Below are 25,058 nucleotides of genomic sequence, written 5' to 3' on the forward strand. Positions count from 1 at the left end.
AATTGCGAAACGTTACTATTCGCGAGGAATTTACATTCTTTACAATTTAACCTTACGGTTTTTGCTGATTCGTTCGTCGTGGGGGTTTTACACAGTCAATAAGAATCAATACCATTAGCGCCTCTTTACCCTCAGGTGTCCTCCATGCTGCTGCACATTCCCGGCGTGTTCGCGAAAGAAGAAGTGCAGCGCATCCGCGAAGCGCTGGAGCAGGCGGATTGGGCCGACGGCAAAATCACCGCCGGCTACCAGTCGGCCAAAGCCAAGCACAACCTGCAGCTGCCCGAAGGTCATCCGCTGGCCAAGGAGGTGGGCGCGGCGATGCTTGAACGGCTGTGGAAAAATCCGCTGTTCATGTCCGCGGCGTTACCGCACAAAGTCTTCCCTCCGTTGCTGAACTGTTACACGGCAGGCGGCAGTTTCGACTTCCATATTGATAACGCCGTGCGCCAGCCCAAAGGCGGTATCGAGCGGGTTCGCACCGATCTGTCGGCGACGCTGTTCTTCAGCGAGCCGGAGGACTACGACGGCGGCGAACTGGAAATCCAGGACACCTTCGGCACACAGCGCGTGAAGTTGCCGGCCGGGGACATGGTCCTGTATCCCGGCACCAGCCTGCACAAAGTCAACGCCGTCACCCGCGGTACCCGTTACGCGTCGTTCTTCTGGACCCAAAGCCTGGTGCGCGAAGACAGTCAGCGTGCGTTGCTGTTCGAGATGGACGGGGCGATCCAGCAACTGACTCAGGACATGCCTGATCATCCTTCGCTGATTCGTCTCACGGGCACTTATCACAACCTGCTGCGTCGCTGGGTTGAGGTATGAGCTATCAATTACGCCGCGAGGAAATCCTCGACGGTGATGCGCTCAAAGCCATGCTCGACGAAAGCCCCGCCCGGGCTGCCCAGGCGATTCTGATCGCCGCCGGCGAAAACATCCTCGATGCTCAGGCCTTGCTCGGGCAGATTCTGCTGGACGGGCAGGGCATCGGGCAGGACCAGCCGCTGGCAGTGCGCTGGTTCGAGATCGCCGCCCGGCGCGGGCATCTGATGGCGCGCAACATGCTCGGTCGTTGTCATGAACATGGCTGGGGGTGTGCGGCGCAGGCTTCGGTTGCCGCGCAGCACTATCGAGTCGCGGCAGAAGCCGGGCTGGATTGGGCGATGTACAACTACGCCAATCTGCTGGCGACCGGGCGTGGCGTGACAGTGAATCAGCTGCAAGCCTTGAGTCTGTATCGACAGGCGGCCGAACTGGGCCATGCAAAGTCCATGAACCTGCTGGGACGTTATTTGGAAGATGGCAAGGTGTGCCTCGCCGATCCACTCGCGGCCCGGCAGTGGTATCAACGCTCTGCCGAAGGCGGGGACTTTCGGGGGCAGTTCAGTTACGCGGCGGTGCTGGCCGATGAGGGGCGAGTCGATGAAGCGCTTGGCTGGTTGCGCAAGGCACTGGTCGGGGGGAACGCGAACTTCTTGCGGGTGAGTTGTGAGTCATTACAACGTTCAGATCATCCACAAATCCGCAGGATGGCTGATGCTTATCGGCTACGGCTATCTCAGTTGGTTGCGTTGTAATCTTTTATGCCATTGATTTATCCCACCCACATAACGCTCACTCTGCTAACGCATTAAACCTTGTCAGGTAATGCTATCGCCCCCTGCGACGTTCTGACTGAAAAACGTTACTTCGCCAGGTTGGTTGATGGTGTTGATGTGGCTATTGCGTCAAATATAGGGGGCGGATATTGCAGTGTGGAGTGTGTGAGTTGTATTGAATTTTAATATTTAAAGGCTTGTGAGTAGTTGTCGTTGTGCTCTAAGTTTCGTTTGTCGATATCTGTAATTGGGTTGCATGAAGCGACTTATCAGCATTGATGGGAACTTAAATAATATTAACGTCTGGAATGACAAGGAGTCTCTAATGACGTTCAAGATAGATGATAAGGTAATTGAGGCCGCTGCCAAAGCGCCAAAAATATTTGTGGACGCATCGCTTGGTGAGGGTGATGAATATAATCGGGATCCTGGCCTGCAAGTGACCAAGGCTCAGATTATTAGTCTGAGGAAGTACGAGATCCTGGGGCTTTCTCTTCCCGTTCGTCTGCAAGACGTAGTTGCGTACTTGAACTACGGCGCCGGAGAAACAGGCGGCACGGGCCTTGGCGCTCAGGATTTTCTACGTACGTTCACCATGACATATGAACATGCCAGTCGCTGGTCGCCATTGCGCGAAAAAATAATGCTGACAGGCACCGATCTTAAAGTTTTCGCCGGTAGCATTATCAGAACGGGTAATGAAATTGTAGAGGTCTATGCACAACACAGAGCATCGAAGTATCTGGAAGAAAACAATATCAATACACCCGAGGAGTTTTTGAAACTCCCGTTCACGGATCTTGCCGATATTGAGTTGCACCCGGATGATGTAACGGATATCAGATCCTCCCTCAATGACTTGCTTGGAAAAGTTAAGTTTTGTCATGATAAGGCGGAGGTTGTAAGGTCAGAGCTGGATAGTTTTGGTTCTGATATGCGCAAGGTCGTATTGCCGGAAATAAAACTGCGATTGGAATTTGTTAAAAAGAATACCTATCAGAAAGATGTTCAGGACCTGCAAGATGAAATTGACCAGCATTCCCAACAAATCGATGAGCTCAGTAAACAGTACGATCAGTTGGTTCAGGAAGCGATCAAGGCTGCAGCGACTTTAAATGTTGGCGGGTTGATTCTCGGCATCTATCAAGGGGTCAAGGCTGAAAAGATTCGCCGCGAACGAAATCAACTGAAAGAAGCACAGCACGTCGCCAACCAAAAGATGGCTGGCAAAAACCAGACGCTGGCCGCCTTGAACAAAGTGCGTGATGATCTGCAGAACCTCACCGACGTCGCAATTGAAGCTGAAGTTGCCACTCAAAATCTCATGCTGGTATGGAATGCGCTGAGTTTATACATTACGGCGTCCTATGATGAGGTCGGCAAGCTGGATGAAGCGGCTTCTTTGAGACGGTTCAAAAATCAGATCATCAGTATCGTTGAACCGTGGGTGCAAATTCGGGGCAGTTCGGATCAATTGCTTCGAGTGTTCGCAGAGGCGGACGCAGAGTATGAAAATAATCGGTTGGTTTTCAAGAGTAAGATGGCCATGCATTCGTTATTTAATAGTTCGGAAAGCCCTGCTTTCAATATCGCAGACTTACGTAATCATAATGCCGCGTTACAAGCAGTAAATACCACCGCGCAAATGCTTGTGGAGCAATATAAATATTTGCCTGGCACCGTGGGGACTATGAATAATCTGGCGGTCGCTATCAATAAGACAACGTTTGATCTGCGTAACCAGGCCCAGACAAATATCATCGCTTTGGGCCGTGCGAAGAAAGAACTGGAGATCCTACAATCAGATCTTGGAAGTCCAGACGAGTTGGAGGAGATTCGTGAGGATATGGAGAAGCAACTCAATAGTGTGCGCAACACAATATCCACACAAGCGGTGGATCTAAAAAGTGTCCATAAAAGTATTAGCGCCCCCTATGACAGGGCTAATTCGGAAGCGTTGATTGTTGTGTTGCAGCAGGATCGGACACTTGCTGAAGAGCTGAAAAGCAAATCCGAAGAGAAACTGGCTGAACTGAACGAGCAGATAAAGTCTGTGTCCGAAGCAATTGATTTGATCGTGAAGGCCGGAGTTGAAAAAATCGGGGAAGAGGCTCAGTTGTCGCTGGATAATCTGAAAGCATTGGGTTTGGCGCCGCCGCAGGTTCAAATCGCATTGTTGGCCATTGATACGCTTAAAAAGTTGATCTCTGGTATTGGGGAGGCTGTTAACTATCTAAACATGCTGGCGGCGTATAACAGGCTCAGGCAGAAAGCTGTCGATCTGAAAGCGCAGGCGCAAATACAAATCAACCATATCACCCAAATTGATGGGAAGATTGAGTTGCTAAAGACTCTGGACGAGCTGGACGATGGGCGCTGGGGTTTCGTGAGTGAATTTTCGAATCTGGTTGCCGACGTTAAAAAGTTCTCTAGCGAATTCAAACAAGATGAATCGTTGTCCGTTGAAGAACAAGCTGATTCTGCGATTTCCCGGATTTCAGAAGTTATCACGTACTTGAATTCCATTAAGCAGCTATAAAGAGCAGAGGGCGTGGGCGCATGCCTACTCCCTCTAAGAGGGAATATGAATATTCTTGCCTATGAATTCACCGCGGCTCAGCGGCGTGTGTTAGACCGTTACACCCGTTTTCTTGGTTCCTTGCAGCCGACGTTCAATAATATACCGATTGTGTTCGAGCGCCGTAGAAACAGCGGCCATCAACTCGCGGTTTTATCCTCCGATTCACGCTTGAATAACGCCATGTTTAATGAGCGATATTTGCAAGAGTTCTGGAAGCGTACTGAAGAAACCACGCGACTATGCAACGGTTATGTTGAAGATCTCGCGATGTTTGTCTGTGAATCTCTTGAGCTGACTAAGCAAACCTCCAGGAACGAACCTATGGGTCAGGTGGATTTTAACGCGTATACGTTATCCAGATCCTCGACATGGATGTTGTTTCCACCGAAGAATGTGCAGGATCTGGTTCACGAACTGTACCTTCGCTTTGATAATCTGAAATCTGCTGTGCGGCAACTGAAATTCACCAATACCGAGTTGTATCGGGAGTCGTTCGGGCTGAACTCGGTATTCACTGGGGCCATGAACCATAAATCCTGTAACTGCCATTCACAACCGGCTGTGGTGGAGGAGTTGTTTCGTGAGAATGGCACCACACCTGTGTGGGACATCGCTTACTCTTCCAGGGATGCGTTGGTGAGGGCGACCGAATATAAAGCCGATATTGCTGCGTTGTTTAACGGATTCGCTTCTGTGAATTCCCAGATGGGGTTATTTATCGAGGAAATACATCAGCGCATGAATAGCGTAATCAACGAACTGTTCAGTGCAAAGCGAGCCTCCAGACTCGGAGAGTTGAATTTCAAGTTGGAAGCGGCTATGGAGGGCGCACATGAGTGCATGGCGATGATGAACCACCTTGAGGGATGGTTGCGCAAATAAAAAAAGGTCCATGTTTCCATGGACCTTTTACTTCATGAGATCGCTTACACGTAGAAGGATTTCAGCGGCGGAAAGCCATTGAACTCAACCGCGCTGTAACTGGTGGTATACGCACCGGTGGAAAGCCAGTACAAACGATCACCAATCGCCAGGTTCAGCGGCAAACCGTACTTGTAGTTTTCATACATGATGTCGGCGCTGTCGCAGGTCGGGCCGGCGATGACCACTTCTTCCATTTCGCCTTTCTTCTCGGTCCAGATCGGGAACTTGATGGCTTCGTCCATGGTTTCGATCAGGCCGGAGAATTTGCCCACATCCGTGTACACCCATCGCTCTACAGCGGTACGGGATTTACGCGCAACCAACACCACTTCGCTGACCAGGATGCCGGCGTTGGCGATCAACGAACGGCCTGGCTCGAGGATGATTTCCGGCAGCTCGTCGCCAAAGTCTTCCTTGAGGAAACGGATGATTTCTTCAGCGTAGGTTTCCAGGCTGTTGGTGCGGGTGATGTAGTTGGCCGGGAAGCCGCCGCCCATGTTGATCAGCTTGAGGTGGATGCCGTCTTCTTCTTTCAGACGCTCGAAGATCACTTTGACCTTGGCGATCGCCGCGTCCCAGACGCTGATGTCGCGCTGTTGCGAGCCGACGTGGAACGAGATGCCGTAAGGCACCAGGCCGAGGTCGCGAGCGAGGATCAGCAGGTCCATGGCCATGTCGGTCTGGCAGCCAAATTTACGCGACAAAGGCCAGTCAGCGGTGGTCGAGCCTTCGGTGAGGATGCGCACGTAGACTTTCGAACCCGGTGCTGCCTTGGCGATGTTGCGCAGGTCGGCTTCGGAGTCGGTGGCATACAGACGCACGCCCTTCTCGTAGAAGTAGCGAATGTCTTTGGATTTCTTGATGGTGTTGCCGTAGCTGATGCGATCCGGGCCGACGCCCTGGTTCATCACTTTGTCGAGCTCGTAGATCGACGCGATGTCGAAGTTCGAGCCTTTCTCTTTGAGCAGGTCGATGATTTCGACGGCCGGGTTGGCCTTGACCGCGTAGTAGACCTTGGCGAATTCGAAACCGGCGCGCAGGTCGTCATAGGCCTGGCTGATCATCGCGGTATCGATCACCACGAACGGGGTTTCTTGTTTGTCGGCGAAGGCCTTCATTTTGTTGAAGGTATCGCGCGCGAAATAGTCTTCGACGTTGATCGACATGCTGGGAACTCCTACTGGCAAACTAGATTAATCAATGGGTGCAAATGAACGTCCTCCGTATCCCCACTTTGGTTCGCCTACTTCCCAAGGCATGTCGCCGAAAGCAAAAAGGCCCCGGGAGGCGGTGCTTCCCTTGGCCTTGCTGTCTCGTCGTCAGTACTTGAGCCGGATGGATCGTTTCCAGCATGGACGTTCGGCGCGAACTTTAGGGCGTGAGGGGCTCGAGATCAACAAAAAATGTCGCGTTTTTGCACGCATCCGTCGTGCGGTCCCTGACAGCTACTGATGTAACCGACCTGCATGACAGTGTGATGTTCCCCGGATGAGGAATTCTGAAGGGATTTACACATAGCCTTTGTGGTGAGGGAGCAAGCTCCCTCGCCACAAAAGCACTGGAGTCTCAGAAAGAGATCAGGCCATTGCAACTTCGGCCGGCGAAACAATGCTGGTCTTGCCCCCACGGGACTTGCCGGAGCTCAGATACTCGGCAATCGATTCCTGCGTCACTTCCCCCAGGAACACCCGCTCGGCATCCATCACCGGCAGCCACGAGCGGTTGAACTCGTACATGCGCGACAGCAGGATACGCAAATGCTCGTCGAACGCCGCGGTGGCGTTGAACTCGCGCAGGTACTGTGCGCAAGTCCCTGTCTGACGGTGCAGGTCGCGACGTCGTACATAACCGAGCGCCTTGTTCTCACCGTCCGTGACCACCACATAACGACGGTCCAGTTCGTCCATCAACTCCAGGGCTTCAGCCACTGGAGTTCCCGGGCTCACCGACGGTGCGTTGTCCGCCGCGTCTTCGGCTTTCACCAGCAACAGTCGCTTGAGGGTGCTGTCCTGGCCGACGAAGTTGCTGACAAAGTCGTCCGCCGGGTGCGCCAGCAGCGTGTCCGGGTGATCGATCTGCAGCAGCTTGCCGGCGCGGAAGATTGCAATCTTGTCGCCCAGCTTGATCGCTTCGTCGATATCGTGGCTGACCATGATCACGGTCTTGTTCAGCGCGCGCTGCATCTCGAAGAACTCGTTCTGGATCATCTCGCGGTTGATCGGGTCGACCGCGCCGAACGGTTCGTCCATCAACAACAGCGGCGCATCCGCCGCCAGCGCACGAATCACGCCGATCCGCTGTTGCTGACCGCCGGACAATTCACGCGGGTAGCGATTCAGGTACTGCTTGGGTTCGAGCTTGATCATGCTCATCAACTCGCGGGCGCGGTCGTGGCATTTCTGTTTGTCCCAGCCCAGCAGGCGCGGAACGATGGTGATGTTTTCCTCGATGGTCATGTTCGGGAACAGGCCGATCTGCTGGATCACATAACCGATGTTGCGACGCAGGGTTACGGCGTCGAGGTCGGTGGTGTCTTCGCCGTTGATCAGGATCTTGCCCGAGGTCGGCTTGATCAGGCGGTTGATCATTTTCAGCGTGGTGCTTTTGCCGCAGCCCGATGGCCCGAGGAATACGCAGATTTCGCCTTCATTGACGGTCAGGCTTACCGAGTCCACGGCTTTCACATCTTTGCCGTTGCTTTGGAAGGTCTTGCTGAGGTTTTGAAGTTCGATCATTTGAGCAGTCCTTTTGGAGTCAGCGTGCGTTGCAGCCATTGCAGAAGCAGGTCGGCGAAGATGGCCAGGAGACTGACCAGCACGGCGCCGACGATCAGCATCGACATATCGCTGCGGCTGATTGAAGCGAGAATAAGTACACCGAGGCCACCGGCACCGATGGTCGCGGCGATGGTCATGACACCGATGTTCATGACCACGGCGGTGCGCACACCGGCGAGAATCACCGGCACGGCGATTGGCAGCTCGACCATGCGCAGGCGCTGGCCGAAGGTCATGCCGATGCCGCGCGCGGCTTCGCGAATACCCGGTTCGACGCCGGTCAACGCCAGGTAGGTGTTACGCATGATCGGCAGCAGCGAGTACAGAAACACAGCGGTAATCGCCGGCATCGGCCCCAGGCCCTGGCCAAACTTGGAGTAGAACGGCAGCAACAGACCGAACAGTGCAATCGACGGAACCGTCAGCAGCACCGTGGCGCTGGCTTGCAACGGGCCGGCGAGGGTCGGGAAGCGTGTCATCAGCACGCCCAACGGCACGCCAACGAGGATCGCCAATGTCACGGCGATGCCGACCAGAGTGATGTGCTGCCAGGTCAGGTGCAGCACCAGCGGCCAGTCGAGATGGGAAAAGGCGTTCAGAAATTCCATGTCTTCTCCTCCTCAGTTCAGGGGATGCTGGCGCAGGAAATCTGCGGCAACGGATGAAGGGCTTTCGTGATCGACATCGACCCGCGCATTGAGCTGGCGCATGGTGGCGTCGTCGAACAGTTCAGCCAGCGGCTTTATTTCTTCCGCCAGTTTTGGATGGGCGTCGAGGTAGTCCTGACGCACCACAGGCGCGGCGGTGTAGTCGGGGAAGTAGTGCTTGTCGTCTTCGAGGAGTTTGAGCTTGAAGGCATTCAAACGACCGTCGGTGGTGTAGACCAGACCGGCAAACACCTGGCCATTGCGCAGGGCGGTATAGACTAGCCCGGCGTCCATCTGCCGGATGTTCTTACGGGTCAGGTTCATGCCGTAGAGGTCGACCATGCCGTCCAGACCGTCGGAACGGTTGGCGAACTCGGTGTCCAGTGCGACGAGGTGATTGGTCTTCGCTTCAGCCTGCAGCGCCGTGTTCAGCTCGCTGATGGTGTTGATCTGCGGGTAAGCCTTCGCGGTGCTTTCCGGCAAGGCCAGGGCGTAGGTGTTGCTGAACTTCGACGGGGTCAGCCAGATCAGGCCTTTTTTCGCGTCGAGTTCTTTCACCTTGGCGTAGGACTGAGCGCTGTCGAGTTTCTCGGTAATGTGGTTGTAAGCCACCAGCGAGACGCCGGTGTATTCCCACATCAAATCCAGCTGGCCACTTTCGTGGGCGCTGCGGGCCAGGTTGCTGCCCAGTCCGCCGGTCACCTGGGTGTCGTAACCCTTGGTGCGCAGGTATTGGGAAGTGATTTCCGCCAGCAGGGTTTGTTCGGTGAACACCCGGGCGCCGATGCGGATCACCGGTTTTTCAGCGGCTTGGGCCAATCCTGCGAACAGCAGGGCGCAGCCTATTAATAAGCTAAGTTTTTTCATAAATATTCCTTTGCCGAGGCTTAAGACGGGCGCAAGCCGCGTTCGAGCCAGAGGCGGCTGGCGAGTGTCACCAGACCGTCGAGCAGCAAGGCCAGCAGGGCGGTGCAGGCCGCGCCGAGCAGCAGTTGCGGCTGATTGTTCAGGGCGATGCCAGGGAAAATCAGGCTGCCCAGGCTGTTGGCGCCGATCAGGAACGCCAGCGGTGCCGTCCCGACGTTGATCGCCAGGGCCACGCGCACGCCACCGATGATGATTGGTACAGCGTTCGGCAGCTCGACTCGCCACAGCACCTGAGTCGGTGTCATGCCAATGCCGACGGCCGCTTCCTTGAGCGATCCCTGAACGTTTTTCAGGCCTTCATAGGTGTTGCGCACGATCGGCAACAGCGAGGCGAGGAACAGGGCGAAGATCGCGGGGCCGCTGCCGATGCCGAGGATCCCCAGGGCGATGGCCAGTACGGCAAGAGGCGGCACAGTGTTGCCGATGTTGAAGATCTGCATGAAGCGTTCAGCGCGGCCCACCATGGTCGGGCGGCTGAGGAAAATACCGGCGGGGATGCCCACAACAAGGGCGGCCAGCATGGAAGCGAGGACGAGAATCAGGTGAGCTTGCAGGTAAAACAACAAATCGTCGCGGTAATGTTCGATCGTGTTGATGCCAATCCAGTGGACCAGCAGGGCCAGGAGAGCGACGACAACCGCACCTCCTATCAGCCCCTTGCCATAGCGAATAGCCACAGGCGGACTCCTTTTTTCTTTGTCGGCGAACGCAGTCCCGAGTGGCAACGCCATTCCTGGCTGCCGGGATTATCAACGTTCGCGAGAAGCAGCTCTTCATGCTGATGCAACCGCATGAGATCGAGCCATAAGCGCAGCCTCGTCAGGCTAACTTGCAGGTTTTTCAAACCCTGCTACGAGAGCTGTAACAGGGGAGTGGACGCCTCCACCTTTTAAAAGGTTCCATATTTAGCAGCAATTAGCTACCACGCATCTCATCTTGCCTTTTGTAGCAGCTGTCGAGCCTGCGAGGCTGCGTCCGGCGGCGAAGCCGTCGTAGAGTCGATACTCGCGGTCGGTCTGATACACCGCAGCGTCAGGTTTTACGACGGCTTCGCCGCCGGACGCAGCCTCGCAGGCTCGGCAGCTGCGACAGGGCGAACGGTGGTCCGTAAGACTCGGTTTGCGCTATACTCGCCGCCCTTTTTTGAATCACCTGCCAGGCGATTTCCCATGACCAAACAGGCCGCCGAAGTCGCGAAACGCCGCACTTTCGCCATTATTTCCCACCCCGATGCCGGTAAAACCACCATCACCGAGAAGCTCTTGCTGATGGGCAAGGCGATTGCGATTGCGGGCACGGTGAAATCCCGCAAGTCCGACCGCCATGCCACCTCCGACTGGATGGAAATGGAAAAGCAGCGTGGTATCTCGATTACCACGTCGGTCATGCAGTTCCCGTATCGCGACCACATGATCAACCTGCTCGACACCCCGGGCCACGAAGACTTCTCCGAAGATACCTACCGTACCCTGACGGCAGTGGACTCGGCATTGATGGTCCTCGACGGCGGTAAGGGTGTAGAGCCACGGACCATCGCGCTGATGGACGTCTGCCGTCTGCGTGATACGCCGATCGTCAGCTTCATCAACAAACTCGACCGCGACATCCGCGACCCGATCGAACTGCTCGACGAAATCGAAGCCGTCCTGAAAATCAAGGCAGCGCCGATCACCTGGCCGATCGGCTGCTACCGCGATTTCAAAGGCGTTTATCACCTCGCCGACGACTACATCATCGTGTACACCGCGGGCCACGGCCACGAGCGCACCGATGTCAAAATCATCGAGAAGCTCGATTCCGATGAAGCTCGCGCGCACTTGGGCGACGAGTACGATCGCTTCGTCGATCAGCTGGAACTGGTGCAGGGCGCCTGTCACGAATTCAATCAACAGGAATTCCTCGACGGCCAACTGACCCCGGTGTTCTTCGGTACTGCATTGGGCAACTTCGGTGTCGATCACGTGCTCGACGCCGTGGTCAACTGGGCGCCGAAACCGCTGGCCCGTGTCGCCAACGAGCGCACCGTTGAGCCGGTCGAAGAAAAGTTTGCAGGCTTCGTGTTCAAGATCCAGGCGAACATGGACCCGAAACACCGCGACCGCATCGCCTTCATGCGTATCTGCTCCGGCAAATACGAAAAAGGCATGAAGATGCGCCATGTGCGCACCGGCAAGGACGTACGGATCGGCGATGCCCTGACGTTTTTCTCCTCCGAGCGTGAGCAACTGGAAGAAGCGTTTGCCGGCGACATCATCGGCCTGCACAACCACGGCACCATCCAGATCGGCGACACGTTCACCGAAGGCGAAGTCCTGGGCTTCACCGGTATTCCGCACTTCGCCCCGGAACTGTTCCGCCGCGTGCGTCTGCGTGATCCGCTGAAATCCAAGCAACTGCGCCAAGGCTTGCAGCAGTTGGCGGAAGAGGGCGCGACCCAGGTGTTCTTCCCTGAGCGCAGCAACGACATCATCCTCGGCGCCGTTGGTGTGCTGCAGTTCGATGTGGTCGCCAGCCGCTTGAAAGAGGAATACAAGGTCGAGTGCTCCTACGAGCCGATCACCGTGTATTCCGCGCGCTGGATCGATTGCGACGATAAGAAGAAGCTCGAGGAGTTTCGGGTCAAGGCCGTGGAAAACCTGGCGGTCGACGGCGGTGGTCACCTGACCTACCTGGCCCCGACACGGGTCAACCTGGCGCTGATGGAAGAACGCTGGCCGGACGTGAAATTCCGTGCGACGCGTGAGCATCACTAAGCGTTGAGTTGCAAAATCAAAAGCCCCGGTCGCGAAAGCACCGGGGCTTTTTCATGCCCGACCCAACTCCCTGTGGGAGCCAGCCTGCTGGCGATAGCGGAGTGACATTCAACACATTCATTGAATGAAAGACTGCCATCGCCAGCAGGCTGGCTCCCACAGGGATCAGTGTTGTTGATGGGTTTGGTTATATACATTATTCCAAACCAGTCTCCCCACTCATGGCATTTCCCGCGCATCGTCAGGGTCCTATCTGGAGAACCCGCCCCATCGGAACCGGTTGTCTATCAGTGCCGTCGGGCTTTCACGTTTCACCTGCAAAAGGATGGAATCGGCCATGAGTATTTTTCAACGCATTGTGTTGTTGCTGAAGGTTTTCGTAATGCTGTCCGTAGGCCTGTCGTCGGCAGCGTGGGCTGAGTGTCCGGATCATGATGAACAAGCGTCGAGCGGGCAGGTGACGCACACCGGGCTGATGATCGCCGCGTCCGAGTCGGAGCCAGGCGACCAGGGGCAGGGCGGCAGCGCGGACGATGACGACTCGACCACCGAGGATCCGGATGCCGATACCGATGAAGATGAAGGGGCTTGAGGAACAGGCAAAAGAAAACCCCTTCTCCCCCGGACTGATGCGCAGCCGGGGCAGAAGAGGTTATTGAACAGCTCAGATATCCCTATGGGAGCGGCGGTGCGACGATTCGACTTGCTCGCGAAAGCGGTGTGTCATTCACATAAATGGTGACTGACACACCCTCTTCGCGAGCAAGCCCGCTCCCACATTTTTACGCGGCGCCGTCGAGGAACTGCTCGGCGTAGTGGCACGCCACTTGGCGGCTGTCGAGCAGGCGCAGGGCCGGCTCTTCAGTGCTGCAACGCTCGGTCGCGTACGGGCAGCGCTTGTGGAAAGCGCATCCCGACGGCGGGTTCAACGGATTGGGCAACTCGCCGACGATCTTGATTTTCGGCTTGTTCGGGTCCGGGTGAATGGTCGGGGTAGCCGACAGCAGCGCCTGGGTGTAGGGGTGCAAAGGACGTTCGTAGATGTCGTTCTTCGGGCCCATTTCCACCGGGCGGCCGAGGTACATCACCATCACGTCATCGGCAACGTGTTGCACCACGGCCAGGTTATGCGAGATGAACACGTAGGCGGTGTTGAACTCTTGCTGCAAATCCATGAACAGGTTCAGCACCTGGGCTTGAATCGACACGTCCAGCGCCGAAGTCGGTTCGTCCGCGACCAGCACTTTCGGTTGCAGCATCATCGCGCGAGCGAGGGCGATCCGCTGGCGCTGACCGCCGGAGAACATGTGCGGATAACGCTGATAGTGCTCAGGACGCAAGCCTACCTGTTTCATCATCGCCTGAACTTTCTCGCGACGTTCGGCCGCGCTCAGGCTGGTGTTGATCAGCAATGGTTCGGCCAGTTGATCACCGACTTTCTGCCGTGGGTTCAACGACGCGTACGGGCTCTGGAACACCATCTGCACGTCTTTGCGCAGTTGCTTGCGCTGAGCCTTGTCCGCTCCGGCGACTTCTTGCCCGGCGATTTTCAAGGAGCCGGAGGATGGCTCTTCGATCAGCGTCAGGGCACGGGCCAGGGTGGATTTGCCGCAGCCCGATTCGCCTACGACGGCGAGGGTCTTGCCGGCTTCCAGTTCGAACGACACGCCGTTCAGGGCGCGGACGGTCGCATGGCCCTTGAACAGGCCACGGGACACTTCGTAGTGACGGGTCAGGTCGCGGGCGGTAAGTACGACGGCCATTACGCCACCTCCTGATTCAGCGGGTAGAAGCAGCGGGCAAGGCTGTTGCTTTTCGGATCGAGGGCCGGACGCTGGGCACGGCAATTCTCTTGCACATACGGGCAGCGCGGCGACAGCAGGCAACCCTGCGGGCGGTCGTAACGACCGGGAACGATGCCCGGCAGCGTGGCCAGGCGTGTGGCGCCCAGGCTGTGTTCCGGAATCGCCTTGAGCAGCGCTTCGCTGTAAGGGTGTGCCGGAATGTCGAACAGCTGTGGCACTTGACCCACTTCTACCGCTTGGCCGGCGTACATCACGCACACGCGCTGAGCGGTTTCGGCCACGACCGCGAGGTCGTGAGTGATCAGCACCAGGCCCATGTTCTGCTCTTTCTGCAACGCCAGCAGCAGGTCCATGATCTGCGCCTGAATCGTTACGTCCAGTGCGGTGGTCGGCTCGTCGGCGATCAGCAGTTTCGGTTCGCCGGCAATCGCCATGGCGATTGCAACACGCTGGCTCATACCGCCAGAGAGTTGATGCGGGTAAGCGTCCATACGACTGGCGGCGCCCGGGATTTCAACTTTTTCCAGCAGTTCGATGGCGCGTGCGCGGGCTTGCTTGCCGGACATTTTCAGGTGCAGGCGCAGCACTTCTTCGATCTGGAAGCCAACGGTGTAGCTCGGGTTCAGCGCGGTCATCGGGTCCTGGAAGACCATGGCCAGGTCTTTGCCGACAATTTGCCGACGCTGACGGTTGCTGAGCTTGAGCATGTTCTTGCCGTCGAAATTCAGCGCGTCGGCGGTGACGATCCCTGGATGCTCGATCAGGCCCATCAGCGCCATCATGGTCACGGATTTACCGGAACCCGACTCGCCAACGATGGCCAGCACTTCGCCCTTGTCCACGGTAATGTCGAGACCGTCGACCACCGGAACGGCGTTCTTGTCGCCGAAGCGAACGTTGAGATTCTTGATTTCTAACAGTGACATTTGAATCTCCTCAGGCGGCGTTCTTGAGTTTCGGGTCCAGCGCATCGCGCAGGCCGTCGCCCATCAAGTTGATTGCCAGCACGCTGAGCAAAATGGTCAAACCAGGCAGACTGACGACCCACCAGGCGCGTTCGATGTAATCGCGAGCCGAAGCCAGCATGGTGCCCCACTCAGGCGTCGGCGGTTGTACGCCAAGGCCGAGGAAGCCCAGTGCCGCGGCATCGAGAATCGCCGAGGAGAAACTCAGGGTCGCCTGAACGATCAGCGGCGCCATGCAGTTGGGCAGCACGGTGACGAACATCAGGCGTGGCAGACCGGCACCAGCCAGGCGCGCGGCGGTCACGTAGTCGCGGTTCAATTCGCCCATCACCGCGGCGCGGGTCAGACGAACATAGGACGGCAACGAAACCACGGCGATGGCAATGATGGTGTTAATCAGACCAGGGCCGAGGATGGCGACAATCGCCACAGCCAGCAGCAGCGACGGCAGGGCCAGCATGATGTCCATCAGGCGCATGATGGTCGGGCCGAGCAGTTTCGGGAAGAAGCCGGCGAACAGACCCAAAAGGATGCCCGGAATCAGCGACATCACCACCGACGACAAGCCGATCAGCAGGGACAGGCGCGAACCGTTGATCAGTCGCGACAGCAGGTCGCGACCCAGTTCATCGGTGCCGAGCAGGAACTGGATCTGCCCGCCTTCCAGCCAGGAGGGCGGGGTCAGCAGGAAGTCGCGGTATTGCTCGCTCGGGTTATGCGGGGCAACCCACGGCGCGAAAATTGCGCAGAAAATCACCAGCAGCATGAACATCAGGCCGGCGACGGCACCTTTGTTCTTGGAAAACGCTTGCCAGAATTCTTTGTAAGGGGACGGGTACAGCAGGCTTTGATCGACTGTTACCGCTTGATTTGTAGTTGAAGCTGGAGTGGTCATGGTCATGATGATCTCAGCGCTGGTGACGAATGCGTGGGTTGGCAAAGCCGTAGAGGATGTCCACTACGAAGTTGACCAGAATCACCAGGCAGGCGATTAACAGGATGCCGTTCTGCACCACGGGATAGTCCCGTGCGCCAATGGCTTCGATCAGCCATTTGCCGATGCCGGGCCAGGAGAAGATGGTTTCGGTCAGGACCGCACCGGCCAGCAATGTGCCGACTTGCAGGCCGACCACGGTCAGTACCGGAATCAGCGCGTTGCGCAGGCCGTGCACGAACACCACGCGCGAAGGCGACAGGCCTTTGGCGCGGGCGGTACGGATGTAGTCTTCGCGCAGCACTTCGAGCATCGAAGAACGGGTCATCCGCGCAATCACCGCCAGCGGGATGGTGCCGAGCACGATGGCCGGCAGGATCAGGTGATGCAGGGCGTCGAAGAACGCACCGACGTCATCGGCCAGCAGCGTGTCGATGAGCATGAAGCCGGTCCGCGGCTCGATGTCGTAGAGCAGGTCGATCCGCCCGGACACCGGGGTCCAGCCCAGGGATACCGAGAAGAACATGATCAGGATCAGGCCCCACCAGAAGATCGGCATCGAATATCCCGCCAGGGAGATGCCCATCACCCCATGGTCGAACAGGGATCCTCGCTTGAGTGCCGCGATCACCCCGGCCAACAGGCCCAGGATGCCGGCGAACAACAGGGCGGCCATGGACAGTTCCAGGGTCGCCGGGAAGAGGGAGGTGAACTCGGTCCATACGCTTTCACGGGTACGCAGGGATTCACCAAGGTCGCCGTGGGCCAACTTGCCGATGTAATCCAGGTATTGGGCATACAGGGGTTTGTTCAGACCTAGGCGTTCCATTGCCTGAGCGTGCATTTCGGGGTCGACCCGACGTTCGCCCATCATTACTTCCACGGGGTCGCCAGGAATCATGCGAATCAACGCGAAAGTCAGCAAGGTGATGCCGAAGAATGTGGGGATCAATAACCCCAATCGGCGGGCAATAAAACTAAACATCTTGTGGTGTACCTCATCAGCCGGTTAGGCGTGCCCGGCATTCCTGGGTCAGGAATGCCGGTAGTTTCTTATCTACTTCACCTGGGTGGTGGCGAAGTTATTAGTGGTGAGGGGGCTAATGTGGTAGCCCTCTACGTTGTTGCGCATTGCGGTGAACATTCTAGTGTGAGCGATGCTGATCCATGGCTGGTCCTGGTTAAAAATAACCTGAGCCTGTTCGTACAGTGCTGCACGCTCGGCCGGGTCGGTTTTTTCGCGGGCCTGGTCGATTAGGGTCTGGAACTTTTCATTGCACCAGCGCGCGTAGTTTTCGCCGTTCTTCGCGGCTTCGCAACTGAGCATAGGCGTCAGGAAGTTATCCGGGTCGCCGTTATCGCCCGCCCATCCGGCGGATACCATATCGTGCTCGCCGTTTTTCGCGCGTTTGAGCATTTCGCCCCATTCCATCACGCGGATATCGATCTTGATCCCCACCTTGGCCAGGTCGGCCTGCATCATCTGCGCGCCGAGCATTGGGTTCGGGTTGGTCGCACCCCCACCGTTGCGGGTGAACAGGGTGAATACCGTGCCTTCCGGTACGCCGGCTTCCTTGAGCAGGGCGCGGGCCTTGTCGAGGTCGCGGGCCGGGTTTTTCAAGGTGTGGTTGTAACCCAGCAGCGTGTCCGGGAACGGGTTCACCGCAGCGGTCGCATTGCCTTTGCCAAACAGCGCGTTGACGGCCGCTTCCTTGTCGAAGGCGATGTCGATGGCTTTGCGCACGCGCACGTCACTCAGGTATTTGTGCGTGGTGTTGATGGCGATATACGCGACGGTCATCGCGTTCAGCTCATCGACCTTCAGCTTGTCGTCTTTCTTGATGCTCGGAATGTCATCCGGTTTCGGGTACAGCGCGATCTGGCATTCGTTGGCCTTGAGCTTCTGCAGGCGCACGTTGTTGTCGGTGGCGATCGCCAGGATCAACGCGTCAGCCGGCGCCTTGCCACGGAAGTAGTCCGGGTTGGCCTTGAAACGGACCTGGGCGTCTTTGTTGTAACGCTGGAAGATGAACGGGCCGGTACCGACAGGCTTGTTGTTCAGGTCGCCGGTCTTGTTGGCCTTGAGCAGCTGATCGGCATACTCGGCGGAGTAGATCGAGGAGAAGGCCATGGCGATGTCAGCCAGGAACGGCGCTTCGCGGCGGGTCAGGGTGAATTTGACGGTGTTGTCGTCAACTTTCTCGACGCTTTTCAGCAGTTCCTTGAAGCCCATGCTTTCAAAGTACGGGAAGCCCACGCTCGACAGTTTGTGCCATGGGTGGTTCGGGTCTAGCTGACGCTGGAAGCTCCAGACCACATCGTCGGCGTTCATGTCGCGCGTCGGTTTGAAGTATTCGGTGGTGTGGAACTTGACGCCTTTGCGCAGGTGGAACGTGTAGGTCAGACCGTCTTCGCTGATGTCCCAGGAGTCGGCCAGTGCCGGAATCACTTCAGTGGTGCCGGGCTTGAAGTCCGCCAGACGATTGAAGATGGTTTCGGCCACCGCATCGGCTGTGACTGCAGTCGTGTACTGGACCATATCGAAGCCTTCCGGACTGGCTTCGGTGCAGACCACCAAGGGTTTGGCCGAGACGCCAACAGCGACACTGAGCAACGCGGCTGCAATGGCCGCACGTAGGGGAAGCATTTTCATCAAGAACCCTCTGCAATCGGTTAAAGGACAAAAGCCGAACGGCCGATTCGTCACTGAATCAGCCGTTCGGCAGGTGTATTACAGAATGTTGAACGGGATGGTGGTCACGAGACGGAACTCGTTGAGGCTGCCATCCGCCTGGTTATCGCTGGCGCGGTGAGCGGTGTAGGTCGCGCGGATAGCGGTGGCCTTGAGCGGGCCACTTTGTACGGCGTACGAAGTACCGATGCCGTACTCATAGTGGTTTTCGCCGTCCATCGCCTGCACGCCGTCGTAACCGCCGCCGGCATAGTGAGTACCGTCGATGCCCCAGCCACGAGCTTGGTAGATGTTGAACTTCAGACCTGGAATGCCGTATTCAGCCATGTTCAGACCGTAGGCGATCTGGAACGATTTTTCGTTCGGGCCGTTGAAGTCCGACAGCAGGGAGTTGGCCAGGTAGATGCCGTTGGTTTCGTGCAGGTAGTCGAAGTACTCGTTACCGTTCACTTCCTGGTAGGAGAAGGTCAGGCTGTGGGCCTGGTGAGTCAGGCCCAACGACAGGGAGTAGGTGTCGTTGTCGATTTCGCCCAGCAGCTTTTTGCCTTCGTCGACGGTTTTGTAGTAGTTCAGGCCGGTGGTCAGGCTCAGGACCGAGCTGTCACCCAGAACGTGGGTGGCGCCGAAGTAGTACTGGTTCCACAGGTCTTCGGCCTGGGTGCCCCACAGGCTGGTGGTCAGGCTGGCGAACGGCGTGTAAGTGATACCGGCGGTATTGACGTGATCGGCTTCAGCGGTACCGTCGCCGTATTCGGAACGGAACTTGCGCTGGCTCTGTTCGGTACGCGGTGAGTTACGGTCAAAGGTGGCGATGTCGAAAGTCAGGTTTTCCAACTCTTCGCTGTGCAGACTGACACCCTCGAAGCTCGAAGGCAGTGGACGGTTACCGATGACATCCACTTGCGGGCTGCTGAAGTTCTGGCGACCGGCAGTCAGTGTGGTGTTGGAGAAACGTGCCTTGACGTTGGCCAGGCCCAGTTTGCTCCACTGATCAACAGCGTCACCGCCACTTTCGGTCAGCGTACGGTTGTTGCCACGGCCGCCCCGACCTGGCTCGGGAGCACCACCGTTACCGGATGCGAGGTCTTTGCGATCGCGGTCCAGAGCAATGGCATTGTATGCCGCCACTTCGGTGCTGAAACCGACAGTGCCCTCGGTGAAGCCCGAGTTGTACTTGATGATCGTGCCTTGAACCCAGTTGATGCGACGGTCAGTCGTACGAGTCTCACCATTTTTACGATAGTTGAGCGTCGCGCCCCGCTTGAACGACTCATTCGCATACCAGTTACGCGTGGAACCGGTGATCGATTGGCCTTCAACAAAGCCGGTGGCTTCGCTTTGGGCGCTTTTCTCTTTCACGGTAACCGGGGTGAAAGCCTGGCTTTGGGTTTCTGCGTAAGCCGTGGCGGTTACGCTGCTGATGGCCAGGGCCAATAACGCGGTGCTGCTCAGTTTCATGGGTGAAGCTCCTTACTTTCTTTTTTTAATGCCGGTCTTTTTTGGTGATCCGGCTATTTGGTTTAGAACTCATACAAGGCTTCGCAAACGTTTGCTGTAGGCCTTATCGGCGAATTAAGGCAATACGCTTGCGTGAGGGCGCAATGCGCCCCCAGCGTTCTGGCTAATCGGTTATTGGTCGATACTGACGCCCGAGAACACGTTACGACCGAATGGACTCACCTTGAATCCTTCGATTTTGGCGCTCAACGGCTGGTTAACCGTCGAATGGGCGATAGGCGTGATCGGCACTTGCTGCTTGAGGTAGTGCTGCGCCTGTTTGTAGAGCACGGTGCGCTGGTCGCGGTCGGTGACGACCTTGGCCTGCTTGATGAACTTGTCATAAGCCGGATCGCACCACATGGAGTAGTTGTTGCCGCCAATGGCGTCGCAGCTGTAAAGCGTGCCGAGCCAGTTGTCCGGGTCCCCATTGTCCCCGGTCCAGCCAATCAGGCTGACGTCGTGTTCGCCATTCTTGGTGCGCTTGATGTACTCGCCCCATTCATAGCTGACGATCTTCACTTTGAGGCCGATTTTTGCCCAGTCAGCCTGGAGCATCTCGGCCATCAACTTGGCGTTCGGGTTGTAAGGGCGCTGCACGGGCATCGCCCACAAGGTGATTTCGGTGCCTTCTTTCACGCCGGCAGCCTTGAGCAATTCCTTGGCTTTTTCCGGGTTGTAGGCGACGTCTTTGATGGTGTCGTCGTAAGACCACTGGGTCGGCGGCATGGCGTTGACCGCCAGCTGACCGGCGCCTTGGTAAACGGCGTTGAGAATGCCTTGCTTGTTCACCGCCATGTCCAGCGCCTGACGCACTTCGAGCTGGTCGAACGGTTTGTGCCGAACGTTGTAGGCGATGTAGCCAAGGTTGAAACCCGGTTTCTCAATGAGCTTGAGTGCCGGATCGTTCTTCAACGCGGGTACGTCGGCGGGGCGCGGGCTCAAGGTGATCTGGCACTCATTGGCCTTGAGTTTCTGAACGCGCACCGAAGCGTCGGTGTTGATCGAGAAGATCAGGTTGTCGAGCTTGACCCGGCTCGGGTCCCAGTACTGCTTGTTACCGGTGTAACGGATGTTGGAGTCTTTCTGATAGCTCTTGAACGCGAACGGGCCAGTGCCGATCGGCTTCTGGTTGATGTCGCTCGGCTTGCCTTCTGCCAGCAACTTGTCGGCGTATTCGGCGGACAGGATGGCGGCGAAGCTCATGGCGATGTTCTGGATGAACGCGGCGTCGACGCTGTTGAGCGTCATGACCACGGTCAGCGGCCCGGTCTTTTCTACCTTGGCGATGTTCTTGTTCAGGCTCATCCCGTTGAAATACGGGAACTCGGTCGGATAAGCCTTACGGAAAGGTTGCTGCGGATCGAGCATGCGATTGAACGTGAACAGCACGTCATCGGCGTTGAAATCACGGGTCGGCGTGAAGTATTTGGTCGTGTGAAATTTCACCCCTTCGCGCAGGTGAAAGGTGTACTTGAGGCCGTCCTCGGAAATATCCCAGCTTGTTGCCAGGCCCGGTACGACGTTGGTCGCGCCTTTTTCAAACTCTGCCAATCGGTTGTACAACGGCTCGGCGGCATCGTTGTCGGTCGATGTCGTGTACTGCGCAGTGTCGAAGCCAGCGGGGCTGCCCTCGGAGCAGAACACCAGGCTGTTGTTGGCGGCCTGGCTGATGGAAGTGGCGGCCAACAGGCCGGTGCCCAGCAATGCGGATAAAACCAAGGTATGGCGCATGACGCTCCCTTTTCTTGTTCTCTAAGTGTGTTCAATGAGCCGCCGTCCCGTCCGCGGACGTGGAGGCATCACTGAGTTCAAACCATGACGTGCAGCAAAACCGAGAGCCCACGCATGCACTGGTCAGATCCCGACGGTATGAGCCGTGGGTCTGGCAGTAAATGCGTAGAGTCCGAAAGACTTGTGGGAAAAGGCAACGCATCCGACGCCCCGGCGGTCATCCGCGACGGAATTGGATGTAGGCGGTTTCCTACTTTCTCGGCAGATAAAGCAACGGCGACGTTAAACACGTCGCCGTTGCAAAACCTTATTTGCTGACGCTGACGCCGTAGAAGGAGTTCAAGCCAAACGGGCTGATCTTGAAGTCCTGCACGTTGTCGCGCATGGGTTGGAACACCGTCGAGTGAGCGATAGGTGTCATTGGAACAGCGTCTTTGAGGACGTGTTGCGCCTGTTGGTACAGTTCGGTGCGCTTGCCCTGGTCGGTTGTGCGCTTGGCTTCTTTGACGAGACCGTCGAACTTCTTGTCGCACCACTTGGAGAAGTTGTTGCCGCTCAGCGAGTCGCAGCCGAACAGGACGTTGAGCCAGTTGTCCGGATCACCATTGTCACCGCTCCAGCCAATGATCATCGCCTGGTTTTCACCACCCTTGGAGCGCTTGATGTACTCGCCCCATTCGTAGCTGGTGATCTTGACGTTCAGGCCGATCTTCTTCCAGTCGGACTGCAGCATCTCAGCCATCAGTTTGGCGTTCGGGTTGTACGGACGCTGTACCGGCATCGCCCACAGGACGATCTCGGTACCTTCCTTGACGCCGGCTTCCTTGAGCAGCTCCTTGGCTTTCTCAGGGTTGAACGGCGCATCCTTGATCGTGGTGTCGTAAGACCACTGGGTTGGCGGCATTGCGTTGACGGCCAGTTGGCCAGCGCCCTGGTACACCGACTTGATGATCTCTGGCTTGTTGACGGCCATGTCCAGTGCTTGACGGACTTTAAGGTTGGCCAGCGGGTTTGGCTCGTTGCTGCCCTTGACCTTGTCCATCACGTTGTAGGCGATGTAGCCCAAGTTGAAACCAGCCTGATCAGGCATCTTCAGGGTTTTGTCGGCCTTGAGCGCTGCCAGGTCGGCCGGGCGCGGGAACAGAGTGACTTGGCACTCGTTCTTTTTCAGCTTCTGAATACGCACCGACGGGTCGGTGGTGATTGCGAAGATCAGGTTGTCGATCTTGACGTCTTCAGGCTTCCAGTAGTCCTTGTTCCCGGTGTAGCGGATGTTGGAGTCTTTCTGGTAGCTCTTGAACACGAACGGGCCAGTGCCGACCGGCTTCTGGTTGATGTCGGCGGCTTTGCCTTCTTTCAGCAGCTGGGCCGCGTACTCGGCGGACTGCACCGACGCGAAGCTCATGGCCATGTTCTGGATGAACGCGGCATCAACTTCCTTGAGGGTGAACTTGACGGTGTGGTCGTCGACTTTATCGATCTTGGTGATGTTAGTGTCCATCGCCATGTCGGTGAAGTACGGGAATTCGGTTGGGTACGCCTTACGGAACGGATCATCCTTGTTAATCATGCGATTAAAGGTGAACAGCACGTCGTCGGCGTTGAACTCACGAGTTGGCTTGAAGTACGGCGTGGTGTGGAACTTGACGCCTTCACGCAGGTGGAAGGTGTAAGTCAGGCCATCGTCGGAGATGTCCCACTTGGTCGCCAGACCAGGAATCACGGCGGTGCCGCCGCGCTCGAACTGGGTCAAGCGGTTGAACATGGTTTCTGCAGAGGCGTCGAAGTCGGTTCCGGTGGTGTACTGACCAGGATCAAAACCGGCCGGGCTCCCTTCGGAGCAAAACACCAGGTTAGTCGCCGCTTGGGCGAAAGGTGCGGAGGCTAACAAGCCTGCGCCGACTAAAAACGGAATGACCGCGTGTTTAAGCATGTTGGCCTCATGATTTGTTGTCATTTTTGGAATTAGAGGACGACCTCGTGAGTCGTGCCTGCGGATACTTATGCAGGGGCCATACCCATTGCAAGATCCTGAGCGACCACAAGCGTTAAACGGTGGCACGAACGTACCTTAATGTCGCATATGTATAAATTCATGCGCATTTGACCGTTTGCGTAGGGTTTTTTCGGTGCATAGGGCGCACCTGCGCGGGGCGATTTGGACGTCATGCGCACCCGATTGGAGCGCGGTGTTACTTATTTATACCCCTCATTGAGGGGCGTACGGGCGTGAATGAGATTGAGTTCCGCTTTGGTGGGTAGGTGTTTGTTGTTTAAAGGGTTGTTGTGTCTGTGGGGGCAGATTGTTTCGTTACTGTTTGTCCTTGGACATCTGGGGGGATGCTTTGGATTCGGGATTGGGTGGGTGCCGCCCGTGCGTGGTGGTAGTACCCGAGGGTGCAACCGTTTGCTGGGTGCGGTAGCGCTTTTGGCTTTTTCAAAGTGTTGAACGTCTTGTAAATGAGCATTGTTGACGGATGCGCAGTGGTCCGGAAGGGAGCCTGAAGTCGACTCATTACTGTCAGGTGTACCCTGTCCCATTGTGGGAGCGGGCTTGCTCGCGAAGGCGGCCTGGTAGCCGACCTGTTTCTCTCAGGTGTACATATCCATTCCTGCGGTAACGGCGGCTGGCGGTTTCGCCCTTACGGCGAGGCACTTTTTTCAAACGCCAAAAAAGTACCCAAAAAGGCTCGCCCCAAACGTCCGGCCCCTCGCTAAGGCTCGGCGTACCTTCGCTCCGGTATCCATCCGGGGACACTGCCCTCCGGTCTGCTTCGCGACGACCTACATGCAGCGTGTTCGACTTCGTCGAACGGCGCTGCGCGCCACTCCCCGGATGAACACCTCCACTCAGCCTCCCGACGGGGCGGGTGAATCAAGATCAAAAGCTGCAGGCGAGCTAACGCTCGGCCTGTTGAGTGGTGAGAATCAAAAGCTGTACGCCGAATCCTTGTAGGAGCGAGGCTTGCCCGCGAAGGCGGCCTGACAGCCGACCAATCTCTTGCAGGTGTACACCGAACCCTGTGGGAGCTGGCTTGCCAGCGAAGGCGGCCTGACAGCGGACCAATCTCTTACTGTTACCTGCAATTGATCGTTCCCGCGCTCCCGCGTGGGAATGCCGCCCGGGACGCTCCGCGTTCCATTTTTGTGTTGAACGATGTGTAAAAAACACAGCGATTTCCCACGCATTTTTCAGGTTGCCGGGTAGGAAGCAGTGTCTCTAA

At 56.9% G+C, this 25,058-nt stretch carries 19 protein-coding genes; 6 read left to right on the top strand and 13 right to left on the bottom strand.

The window, feature by feature from the left end:
* Positions 1-144 precede the first annotated feature (144 nt).
* The 4 genes from ACA060_RS03965 to ACA060_RS03980 all read left to right on the top strand — a co-directional run bounded on the left by ACA060_RS03965 (position 145) and on the right by ACA060_RS03980 (position 5,061).
* Positions 145-825 carry a Fe2+-dependent dioxygenase gene (locus ACA060_RS03965; protein WP_497315554.1) on the top strand — a complete coding sequence of 227 codons (681 nt, stop codon included), beginning with the start codon at positions 145-147 and terminating at the stop codon, positions 823-825.
* Positions 822-1,577, top strand: coding sequence for a tetratricopeptide repeat protein (locus tag ACA060_RS03970; protein WP_497315556.1), 756 nt, complete (start codon positions 822-824; stop codon positions 1,575-1,577). The genes ACA060_RS03965 and ACA060_RS03970 overlap by 4 nt, the downstream gene beginning before the upstream one ends.
* Before the next feature lie 346 nt (positions 1,578-1,923).
* A complete protein-coding gene (locus ACA060_RS03975; RefSeq protein WP_497315558.1) occupies positions 1,924-4,137 on the top strand; it encodes an alpha-xenorhabdolysin family binary toxin subunit A in 2,214 nt (737 codons plus the stop codon).
* A gap of 45 nt (positions 4,138-4,182) precedes the next feature.
* Positions 4,183-5,061 carry a hypothetical protein gene (locus tag ACA060_RS03980; protein WP_497315560.1) on the top strand — a complete coding sequence of 293 codons (879 nt, stop codon included), beginning with the start codon at positions 4,183-4,185 and terminating at the stop codon, positions 5,059-5,061.
* 44 nt (positions 5,062-5,105) lie between these two features.
* On the opposite strand, the gene ACA060_RS03985 is transcribed toward ACA060_RS03980, so the two are convergent.
* The 5 genes from ACA060_RS03985 to ACA060_RS04005 all read right to left on the bottom strand — a co-directional run bounded on the left by ACA060_RS03985 (position 5,106) and on the right by ACA060_RS04005 (position 10,131).
* Positions 5,106-6,269, bottom strand: a complete 1,164-nt coding sequence (locus tag ACA060_RS03985; RefSeq protein WP_033058084.1) for a type III PLP-dependent enzyme — start codon at positions 6,267-6,269, stop codon at positions 5,106-5,108.
* Positions 6,270-6,680: 411 nt separating this feature from the next.
* Positions 6,681-7,838 carry an osmoprotectant ABC transporter ATP-binding protein OsmV gene (locus tag ACA060_RS03990; protein ID WP_497315562.1) on the bottom strand — a complete coding sequence of 386 codons (1,158 nt, stop codon included), beginning with the start codon at positions 7,836-7,838 and terminating at the stop codon, positions 6,681-6,683.
* Positions 7,835-8,488, bottom strand: a complete 654-nt coding sequence (locus ACA060_RS03995) for an ABC transporter permease (RefSeq protein ID WP_010463438.1) — start codon at positions 8,486-8,488, stop codon at positions 7,835-7,837. Before ACA060_RS03995 ends, ACA060_RS03990 begins: the two co-directional genes overlap by 4 nt.
* A 12-nt stretch (positions 8,489-8,500) precedes the next feature.
* Complete coding sequence (locus ACA060_RS04000) at positions 8,501-9,394, bottom strand: glycine betaine ABC transporter substrate-binding protein (protein ID WP_497315563.1); 894 nt, start codon at positions 9,392-9,394, stop codon at positions 8,501-8,503.
* A gap of 20 nt (positions 9,395-9,414) precedes the next feature.
* A complete protein-coding gene (locus ACA060_RS04005; protein ID WP_008148956.1) occupies positions 9,415-10,131 on the bottom strand; it encodes an ABC transporter permease in 717 nt (238 codons plus the stop codon).
* A gap of 492 nt (positions 10,132-10,623) precedes the next feature.
* On the opposite strand from ACA060_RS04005, the gene ACA060_RS04010 reads away from it, so the two are divergent.
* Positions 10,624-12,207: a peptide chain release factor 3 gene (locus ACA060_RS04010; RefSeq protein ID WP_007942808.1), complete on the top strand. Its 1,584-nt coding sequence runs from the start codon at positions 10,624-10,626 to the stop codon at positions 12,205-12,207.
* Between the two features lie 337 nt (positions 12,208-12,544).
* Positions 12,545-12,799, top strand: a complete 255-nt coding sequence (locus ACA060_RS04015; protein ID WP_109627937.1) for a hypothetical protein — start codon at positions 12,545-12,547, stop codon at positions 12,797-12,799.
* 190 nt (positions 12,800-12,989) lie between these two features.
* Here the strand turns inward: ACA060_RS04015 and ACA060_RS04020 are convergent, their stop codons facing one another.
* The 8 genes from ACA060_RS04020 to ACA060_RS04055 form a co-directional block, all read right to left on the bottom strand.
* Positions 12,990-13,970 (bottom strand): peptide ABC transporter ATP-binding protein, encoded by a 981-nt coding sequence (locus tag ACA060_RS04020; protein ID WP_219096535.1) that lies wholly within the window; start codon positions 13,968-13,970, stop codon positions 12,990-12,992.
* Positions 13,970-14,938: an ABC transporter ATP-binding protein gene (locus tag ACA060_RS04025; RefSeq protein ID WP_109627939.1), complete on the bottom strand. Its 969-nt coding sequence runs from the start codon at positions 14,936-14,938 to the stop codon at positions 13,970-13,972. Before ACA060_RS04025 ends, ACA060_RS04020 begins: the two co-directional genes overlap by 1 nt.
* A 10-nt stretch (positions 14,939-14,948) precedes the next feature.
* A complete protein-coding gene (locus ACA060_RS04030; RefSeq protein ID WP_371922044.1) occupies positions 14,949-15,878 on the bottom strand; it encodes an ABC transporter permease subunit in 930 nt (309 codons plus the stop codon).
* 7 nt (positions 15,879-15,885) lie between these two features.
* Positions 15,886-16,896 (bottom strand): ABC transporter permease subunit, encoded by a 1,011-nt coding sequence (locus tag ACA060_RS04035; protein WP_075947650.1) that lies wholly within the window; start codon positions 16,894-16,896, stop codon positions 15,886-15,888.
* Positions 16,897-16,968: 72 nt separating this feature from the next.
* Positions 16,969-18,564, bottom strand: a complete 1,596-nt coding sequence (locus ACA060_RS04040; protein ID WP_497315567.1) for an ABC transporter substrate-binding protein — start codon at positions 18,562-18,564, stop codon at positions 16,969-16,971.
* Between the two features lie 78 nt (positions 18,565-18,642).
* Entirely contained in the window at positions 18,643-20,061 is a 1,419-nt protein-coding gene (locus ACA060_RS04045; protein WP_109627941.1) for an OprD family porin, read from the bottom strand.
* Between the two features lie 171 nt (positions 20,062-20,232).
* Positions 20,233-21,834: an ABC transporter substrate-binding protein gene (locus tag ACA060_RS04050; protein ID WP_497315569.1), complete on the bottom strand. Its 1,602-nt coding sequence runs from the start codon at positions 21,832-21,834 to the stop codon at positions 20,233-20,235.
* A gap of 307 nt (positions 21,835-22,141) precedes the next feature.
* The gene (locus tag ACA060_RS04055; protein WP_497315571.1) at positions 22,142-23,767 is read right to left on the bottom strand and encodes an ABC transporter substrate-binding protein; all 1,626 of its coding nucleotides are present in this window, start codon (positions 23,765-23,767) and stop codon (positions 22,142-22,144) included.
* Positions 23,768-25,058 lie beyond the last annotated feature (1,291 nt).

Source organism: Pseudomonas sp. LBUM1671 (genome assembly GCF_059695685.1).

Coding starts and splice junctions, on each gene's coding strand:
- ACA060_RS04055 (WP_497315571.1), bottom strand. CDS start 23,767: ATGCTTAAACACGCGGTCATTCCGTTTTTAGTCGGCGCAGGCTTGTTA.
- ACA060_RS03990 (WP_497315562.1), bottom strand. CDS start 7,838: ATGATCGAACTTCAAAACCTCAGCAAGACCTTCCAAAGCAACGGCAAA.
- ACA060_RS04015 (WP_109627937.1), top strand. CDS start 12,545: ATGAGTATTTTTCAACGCATTGTGTTGTTGCTGAAGGTTTTCGTAATG.
- ACA060_RS04030 (WP_371922044.1), bottom strand. CDS start 15,878: ATGACCATGACCACTCCAGCTTCAACTACAAATCAAGCGGTAACAGTC.
- ACA060_RS04000 (WP_497315563.1), bottom strand. CDS start 9,394: ATGAAAAAACTTAGCTTATTAATAGGCTGCGCCCTGCTGTTCGCAGGA.
- ACA060_RS04035 (WP_075947650.1), bottom strand. CDS start 16,896: ATGTTTAGTTTTATTGCCCGCCGATTGGGGTTATTGATCCCCACATTC.
- ACA060_RS04010 (WP_007942808.1), top strand. CDS start 10,624: ATGACCAAACAGGCCGCCGAAGTCGCGAAACGCCGCACTTTCGCCATT.
- ACA060_RS04040 (WP_497315567.1), bottom strand. CDS start 18,564: ATGAAAATGCTTCCCCTACGTGCGGCCATTGCAGCCGCGTTGCTCAGT.
- ACA060_RS03965 (WP_497315554.1), top strand. CDS start 145: ATGCTGCTGCACATTCCCGGCGTGTTCGCGAAAGAAGAAGTGCAGCGC.
- ACA060_RS04025 (WP_109627939.1), bottom strand. CDS start 14,938: ATGTCACTGTTAGAAATCAAGAATCTCAACGTTCGCTTCGGCGACAAG.
- ACA060_RS03995 (WP_010463438.1), bottom strand. CDS start 8,488: ATGGAATTTCTGAACGCCTTTTCCCATCTCGACTGGCCGCTGGTGCTG.
- ACA060_RS04020 (WP_219096535.1), bottom strand. CDS start 13,970: ATGGCCGTCGTACTTACCGCCCGCGACCTGACCCGTCACTACGAAGTG.
- ACA060_RS03975 (WP_497315558.1), top strand. CDS start 1,924: ATGACGTTCAAGATAGATGATAAGGTAATTGAGGCCGCTGCCAAAGCG.
- ACA060_RS03970 (WP_497315556.1), top strand. CDS start 822: ATGAGCTATCAATTACGCCGCGAGGAAATCCTCGACGGTGATGCGCTC.
- ACA060_RS03985 (WP_033058084.1), bottom strand. CDS start 6,269: ATGTCGATCAACGTCGAAGACTATTTCGCGCGCGATACCTTCAACAAA.
- ACA060_RS03980 (WP_497315560.1), top strand. CDS start 4,183: ATGAATATTCTTGCCTATGAATTCACCGCGGCTCAGCGGCGTGTGTTA.
- ACA060_RS04045 (WP_109627941.1), bottom strand. CDS start 20,061: ATGAAACTGAGCAGCACCGCGTTATTGGCCCTGGCCATCAGCAGCGTA.
- ACA060_RS04050 (WP_497315569.1), bottom strand. CDS start 21,834: ATGCGCCATACCTTGGTTTTATCCGCATTGCTGGGCACCGGCCTGTTG.